3 protein-coding genes are annotated in these 3629 nt (G+C 74.4%); all 3 read left to right on the forward strand.

Going from position 1 to position 3629, the window contains the following annotated elements:
• A partial coding sequence (locus M3N57_10295; GenBank protein MDP9023059.1) for an NAD(P)H-hydrate dehydratase occupies nt 1-1372 on the forward strand: 1372 nt, incomplete at its 5' end.
• Nucleotides 1369-2526 (forward strand): alanine racemase, encoded by a 1158-nt coding sequence (alr, locus tag M3N57_10300; GenBank protein MDP9023060.1) that lies wholly within the window; start codon nt 1369-1371, stop codon nt 2524-2526. The genes M3N57_10295 and alr, both read left to right, overlap by 4 nt.
• Nucleotides 2519-3583, forward strand: a complete 1065-nt coding sequence (locus tag M3N57_10305; protein MDP9023061.1) for an alpha/beta hydrolase — start codon at nt 2519-2521, stop codon at nt 3581-3583. The genes alr and M3N57_10305 overlap by 8 nt, the downstream gene beginning before the upstream one ends.
• The last annotated feature ends 46 nt before the right edge of the window (nt 3584-3629 follow it).

Consider the following 3629-nt stretch of genomic DNA (forward strand, 5'->3'; position numbering starts at 1 on the left):
CGCGGGACTCGACGCTGAACTCTCCGACGAGGCGGGCGACCAGCGCCGCCGGTTCCTCGGCGCCGGCGGGTGGGCGCGGGGCCCGCAAGCCACCGACGCCGTCCTGCAGTGGTGCGACGTCGCGGTCGACTGTCTGCTGGGGACCGGGGCGACCGGCGCGCCCCGCGGGGTGATCGGCGAGGCGGTGGCGGCGCTGCGGCGGGCCCGCCACCGCGGGACGTCGGTGGTGGCGTGCGACGTCCCCACCGGTGTCCAGGCTGACGACGGGCAGGTCCCGGGCGAGGCCGTCTCGGCCGATCTGACGGTCACGTTCGGCGGCTTGAAGCGCGGCGTGCTGCTGTACCCCGGAGCCAAGTACGCCGGCCGCGTCGCGGTCGGGGATCTGGGCGAGGCGTACCAGCCGCCCGAGGTCGCCTGGTCGGCGCTGACCGCTGCTGGCGCCGCCCCGCAGGCGCTCCCGGTCGAGGTGGACAAGCACGCCCGCGGCAGGGTCCTGGTCGTCGCGGGGTCGCGCGGCATGGCCGGTGCGGCGGTGCTGTGCGCACGCGGTGCCCTGGCGGCCGGTGCGGGGCTGGTCACCGTCGCGGTCCCGCGCGGCATCCAGGACCTGGTCGCCGGCCTGATCCCGCCTGCGCTGACCGTCGGTCTGGACGATGCCGGCGGGGCGGTGGCCGCCACCGCCGCCGATGCGATCCGCGACGCCGCGGCGGACGCCGACGTGGTGGTGGCTGGACCCGGCATGACGTTCGGATCCGGCACCCGCCAGGTGATCGACGCGCTGCGCCGAACGGCCCGACGGCTCGTGCTCGACGCCGATGCTCTCAACGCCCACCGCGGCGAGACCGACGTCCTGGCCGACCACGCCGGCGAACTCGTCGTCACGCCCCAGCACCGGGAGCTGGCCCGGCTGGTCGAAGACGCCACGGACGGCGACGACGCGCTGCGCCGCCGCGCCGAGCTGGCACCACCGCTGGCAGCGCGGCTGCGTGCCACGGTCGTGGCCAAGGGCCCCACCACCGTCGTCGCCGCACCCGACCAACGGGTTTGGGTGACCCCCACCGGCGGTCCGGCGCTGGCAGCGGGCGGGACGGGCGACGTCCTCGCCGGCATGGTCGCGGCCGGCTGCGCCACCGCAGACGACGTCCCGCACGCCGTCGCGCAGGCGTGCTGGCGCGGCGGGCTGGCCGGACAGCTGGCTGGGGTGACGGCCGCCGACCGCAGCACCAGCGTCGACATGGCTGAGGCGGTCCCGGCCGCGCTGGCGCTCACCGTCCGGTTAGCGCACGACCGACCGACGTGGCCTTTCGACGCGCCAGGCTGGCGTGCCGGACGCACCCCGGCCGACGACGCCCCGTCCGGGCGGCGCCCGTGACCGGTCTCCGCGACGACCCTGGTGGGCCGCTCCGCCCGGCGGTGGCCGAGATCGACCTCGAGGCGGTCGACCACAACGTCCGCCTGTTGCGCGAACGCGTCGCGCCGGCCGAGGTGATCGCCGTCGTCAAGGCCGACGCGTACGGGCACGGCGCGGTCCCCGTGGCGCGGGCTGCGCTGAGCGCCGGAGCCACGTCGCTCGCGGTCGCGCTCGTGGAGGAGGCCGAGGAGCTGCGCGCCGCCGGCGTGACCGTGCCGATCCTGTTGCTGTCCGAACCGCCGCCGGCCGCTGCCGCCCGGATCGTGGCCGCCGACCTGACACCGTCGGTGTACACCGCGACGTTCGCGGAAGCCCTCCGCGTGGAGGCCGCCAGACGCAGCCGCCCGGTGCGCGTCCACGTCAACGCCGACACCGGCATGGGACGCGTGGGGGTGCCCCGATCGGATTGGGACGGGTTCCTGCGGACGTTGCGCGCCTGGCCGGACCTGGAGGTCCAAGGCCTCATGACCCACTTCGCGTGCGCCGACCAGCCGGGACACCCCTCGGTCCGCCAGCAGCAGCAGCGGTTCGAGGAGTTCCTGCAGTTGGCCCGCACGCACGGCTTCGACGCCACCGTCGTCCACGCGGCCAACTCCGCGGCGGCGCTCACCATCGACGAGGCGCACTACGACGCGGTCCGTCTCGGCATCGCGATGTACGGGGCGCCCCCATCTCCCGCCCTGGCCAGCGCCGCGCAGCTGCGCCCGGTGATGCGCCTGGTGGCCGAGGTGGCGTTCGCCAAGCGGGTCCGGGCCAACACCGCGATCTCGTACGGACACAGCTGGTCGGCTCCCACGGCCGGCGTCGTCGCTACGGTCCCGCTCGGGTACGCCGACGGGGTACCCCGGCTGCTGTCGAACCGTGGCGAGGTGGTGGTGAGCGGGGTCCGCCGCCCGATCGTCGGGGCCGTCACCATGGACATGTTCATGGTGTGGTGCGGCGACAACCGGGTCGACGTCGGCGACGAGGTCGTGTTGCTGGGCAGGCAGGAGGATGCCGAGGTGACCGCCACCGAGTGGGCTCACCATGCCGACACGATCGCCTACGAGATCCTCAGCCGCATCGCACCGCGGGTGCCACGGGTCTACCTGACCGGGCAGGCCAGCGGTGGCTGACCGACGCAGACGGGCGTTGACCGCCGCGGCGACCGCAGCTGGTGTCGCCGCGGGGTACTTCGGTGAGCGAGAGGCGTTCCGCGGGCGGGTGCAGTTCGCCCGCCACGGTCCCGAGCTGGGCGACTTCGCTGGCGACTCGCGTGAGTTCGAAGGCCCCGACGCCACCACAATCTTCGTCGAGACCTACGGCCCCGACGGCCCCGACGTCCCCCAGGTCGTGTTCGTGCACGGGTACACGATGTCGGGCCGCTGCTGGCACGAACAGGTCGTCGCGCTGCGACACCGCTACCAGCTGATCACCTACGACCAGCCGGGCCACGCGCGGTCATCCCCGCCCCGCTCGGGCACCTTCACGATCGAGCTGCTCGGTGACGCGCTCGCGACCGTGATCGAGCAGGCCACCGACCACACCCGCGGCCCGCTCGTCGTGGTGGGCCACTCCATGGGCGGGATGACCGCCCTGGCCTGCGCCCGCCGCCACGGCGACCTGTTCCGCGCTCGGGTCGGGGGGCTGGTGCTGCTGTCGACCACCGTCAAGTCGGGCGCTGAGGACGTCGCGTTGGGTCTCGGCGTGCAGCTGCTGGCCCGGGCGGAACGCGCCATCACCGCCGGCGCCGGGCTGCTCGGCGATCGGGTCCGTGAGCTGGCCCGTATCTACCGTGCCTCGACCGACCTGAGCTACGTGTTGGTCCGCGGGGTCGCCCTCTCCCGCGGTGCGGATCCCCGGTACGTCGACTTCACCGAGCAACTGGTGCTGGACACCGACCTGCGCACCGCCAGCCAGCTGCTCCCCGTGCTGGCGCGGATGGACGAGGAGCACACGCTGGCGACGCTGGATGTCCCGACGTTGGTGGTGGTCGGGGCCCGTGACCGCATGACACCGGTCGACCACGCCCGCCACATGGCCGAGGTGAACCCGGACGTGGATGTGGTGGAGCTGCCGGGGATCGGTCACATGACGCCGCTCGAGGCACATCACGCCGTGAACGCCCTGGTGGTGCACATGGTCGGCGCCGTCCACAGTGCCGCGCCGAGCGCTGAGGTGGCAACGTCGTGACGCAGGAGGGATCGTGGCGCTCGGGCACGAGGCCGTGGCGGTGGGC

This window comes from Actinomycetota bacterium (assembly GCA_030776725.1).
In the GTDB taxonomy this organism is placed as follows: domain Bacteria; phylum Actinomycetota; class Nitriliruptoria; order Nitriliruptorales; family JAHWKO01; genus JAHWKW01.